The sequence below is a fragment of the Rhizobacter sp. P2_H2 genome (genome assembly GCF_056403375.1).
Window position 1 is genome coordinate 1 of record NZ_JBFUFP010000765.1, and the last position, 2660, is coordinate 2660.

At 70.2% G+C, this 2660-nt stretch carries 5 protein-coding genes and 1 pseudogene; all 6 read left to right on the forward strand.

All coding sequences use genetic code 11. The annotated features are described in order from the left end of the window. A partial coding sequence (locus AC1D15_RS25960) for a PEGA domain-containing protein (protein WP_477828254.1) occupies window positions 1–396 on the forward strand: 396 nt, incomplete at its 5' end. Then, window positions 393–779 (forward strand): TssQ family T6SS-associated lipoprotein, encoded by a 387-nt coding sequence (locus AC1D15_RS25965; protein ID WP_047504623.1) that lies wholly within the window; start codon window positions 393–395, stop codon window positions 777–779. The genes AC1D15_RS25960 and AC1D15_RS25965, both read left to right, overlap by 4 nt. Window positions 780–837: 58 nt before the next feature. Beyond that, on the forward strand, window positions 838–1248 hold the full coding sequence (gene ybgC / locus AC1D15_RS25970) for a tol-pal system-associated acyl-CoA thioesterase (protein WP_047504625.1): 411 nt from the start codon (window positions 838–840) through the stop codon (window positions 1246–1248). Further along, a complete protein-coding gene (gene tolQ / locus AC1D15_RS25975) occupies window positions 1245–1964 on the forward strand; it encodes a protein TolQ (RefSeq protein ID WP_477828255.1) in 720 nt (239 codons plus the stop codon). Before ybgC ends, tolQ begins: the two co-directional genes overlap by 4 nt. Then, window positions 1964–2389: a protein TolR gene (gene tolR / locus AC1D15_RS25980; protein WP_465111805.1), complete on the forward strand. Its 426-nt coding sequence runs from the start codon at window positions 1964–1966 to the stop codon at window positions 2387–2389. The genes tolQ and tolR overlap by 1 nt, the downstream gene beginning before the upstream one ends. Further along, window positions 2389–2660, forward strand: a pseudogene (locus tag AC1D15_RS25985) (hypothetical protein); the annotation flags it as partial. The gene tolR and the pseudogene AC1D15_RS25985, both read left to right, overlap by 1 nt.

Here is a 2660-nt window from a genome sequence, read left to right on the forward strand (position 1 = left end):
CCTGTGAACATCGCCGCGGCCGCCCTGCCGGCGGCCGTGGCTGCCGCACCCGAGCCGGTGCTGGCAGCCGCCTCGGGCAACGACGCCCCCCGCAAGGCACCGGTGCCGCCGAAGGAAACCCTGAAGGAACGCCGTGCCCGCGAGGCCCGTGAACGCGCTGCCGCGGCGGCGCCGGTCGTCGTCGCCACCGGCGTCGTGCGGCTGGCCATCAGCCCCTGGGGCCAGGTCGAGGTCGACGGCAGGTCGGTCGGCACCGCGCCGCCGCTGAACGAGCTGACGCTGTCCGAGGGCCGCCATGTCGTGACGATTCGCAACGACGACTTTCCGCCTTACAGTTCGACGGTCAATGTCGTGCCGGGCCAACCGGTCAACCTCAAATACCGATTCGGATCATGAGACTGTTTCCCGTTGTCCTGTTGGCCTCAGCGTTGCTTGCCACCGGCTGCGCGCTGACCCCGCCCCCGCCGGTCGGCCTGCTCGACGTCACCTCGCGGCCCGCCGAACGGGCGCTGCAGGCCGGCATCCGCGCCTATGAAGACGGCCAGTACCCCGAGGCCGAGAAGCAGCTGAACCTGGCGCTGTCGACCGGCCTGGTGTCGCCGCGCGACCGCGCCGCGGCCCACAAGCAGCTCGCGTTCATCTACTGCACCAGCAGCCGCACCAGCGACTGCGAGGCGGCGTTCCGCGCCGCGCGCCACGCGGATCCGGCCTTCGCGCTGAACAAGTCGGAACAAGGTCACCCCGTCTGGGGGCCGGTCTACAAGCGCGTGCAGCCATAATCGGCGCCGCATGGCGCGACCCGCGCCGTGCAGCCCCGCGGCCTGCTGTTCGCGCCCCATGACGTCCACCGAAGCTCCCGCCTTCCTCCATCCGCTGCGCATCTACTGGGAAGACACCGACGCCGGCGGCGTGGTGTTCTACGCCAACTACCTGAAGTTCTTCGAGCGCGCGCGCACCGAGTGGCTGCGCTCGCTCGGCTTCCACCAGGAGCGCATGCGCACCGAAGGCGGCGCGATGTTCGTCGTCGCCGACACCCGCGTGCGCTACCTGAGCCCGGCCCGGCTCGACGACCTGCTGGAGGTCAGCGTGCGTGTGGTCGAATCGGGGCGTGCGAGCATCCGGCTCGCACAGGCGGCCTGCCGCGGCGGGCAGACGCTGGCCGAGGGCGAGATCCGCATCGGCTGCGTGGACACCGGAACCTTCAAGCCGCGACGCATTCCCAACGACATCCTCGACGCCATCGCATGAACCAAGACTTTTCCATCATCAGCCTCATCCTGCATGCCAGCTTCGTGGTTCAGCTCGTGATGGCCGGGCTGCTGCTCGTGTCGCTCGGCAGCTGGACGGTGATCTTCGGCAAGCTGTTCGGCCTGCGCCGCGTGCGCACGATGAACGATGACTTCGAGCGCGAATTCTGGGCCGGCAAGAACCTGAACGACCTGTTCAGCGCCGCCTCGCAGAAGGCGCACAGCGCACCGCTGGAGCGCATCTTCGCGTCGGGCATGCGCGAGTTCATGAAGCTGCGCGAGCGCCGCGTGGTCGACGGCGGCGCGCTGCTCGACGGTTCGCGCCGCGCGATGCGCGCGAGCTTCCAGCGCGAGCTCGACGCGGTCGAATCGAACCTGTCCTTCCTCGCCTCGGTCGGTTCGGTGTCGCCGTACGTCGGGCTGTTCGGCACGGTGTGGGGGATCATGCACGCCTTCGTCGGGCTGTCGAACCTGCAGCAGGTGACGCTCGCGACCGTCGCCCCCGGCATCGCCGAGGCGCTGGTGGCCACCGCGATCGGGCTCTTCGCCGCGATCCCGGCGGTGATCGCCTACAACCGCTTCGCACGCGACATCGACCGCATCGCGATCCAGCTGGAGACCTTCATCGAGGAGTTCTCCAACATCCTGCAACGCAACGCGACGCAGCCGCTGCCCACGGTCCCGGCAGGCGTGCCCGGCGCGGCAGGGGTGCGCTGATGCCCGCCGTCGCCGGCCGCGGCACGCGCCGCCGCACGATCTCCGAGATGAACATGGTGCCGTTCATCGACGTGATGCTGGTGCTGCTGATCATCTTCATGGTCAGCGCGCCGCTGATCACCACCGGCGTGGTTGATCTACCCACCGTCGGCAGGAGCAAGCAGCAGCCGGAGCACGTGATCGAGGTCGTCGTCGGCAAGGACGAGAGCCTGAAGCTGCGCGTCGACGGCAAGGAGCCGTCCCCGCTGAAGCTCACGGCGCTCGCCGCCACCGTCAAGGAGGCGCAGGGCGGCAATGCGCAGTCGCCGGTCGTGATCTCGGCCGATCGCCAGGTCAAGTACGAGGCGGTGGTGCGCGTGATGGACACGCTGCAGCGCGCCGGCGTGCTGCGCGTCGGGCTGTCGGTGAAGAACGCCGGAACCTGATGAGCACCGGCTCCCTCCTGCACTTCCGCGAGCACGACGCGCTGCGGCCCGACAACGTCGACAGCGCCGGGGCCGGTTTCGTGTTCGCGGCCGGCGCGCACGTGCTGCTGATCACCGCGCTGGCCTTCGGCGTGAACTGGCAATCGAGCGAGCCGGTGGCGGCCTCGGCCGAGCTGTGGGCCGCGATGCCGCAGGTGGCCGCGCCGCGAGCCGTCGAGCCGCCGCCTGCACCGCCGCCGCCCGCGCCGAAACCCGCCCCCGAGCCGAAGGC

Excerpts from the sequence above, each read along its gene's own strand:
- AC1D15_RS25965 (WP_047504623.1), top strand. The coding sequence starts at position 393 with ATGAGACTGTTTCCCGTTGTCCTGTTGGCCTCAGCGTTGCTTGCCACC.
- ybgC (WP_047504625.1), top strand. The coding sequence starts at position 838 with ATGACGTCCACCGAAGCTCCCGCCTTCCTCCATCCGCTGCGCATCTAC.
- tolQ (WP_477828255.1), top strand. The coding sequence starts at position 1,245 with ATGAACCAAGACTTTTCCATCATCAGCCTCATCCTGCATGCCAGCTTC.
- tolR (WP_465111805.1), top strand. The coding sequence starts at position 1,964 with ATGCCCGCCGTCGCCGGCCGCGGCACGCGCCGCCGCACGATCTCCGAG.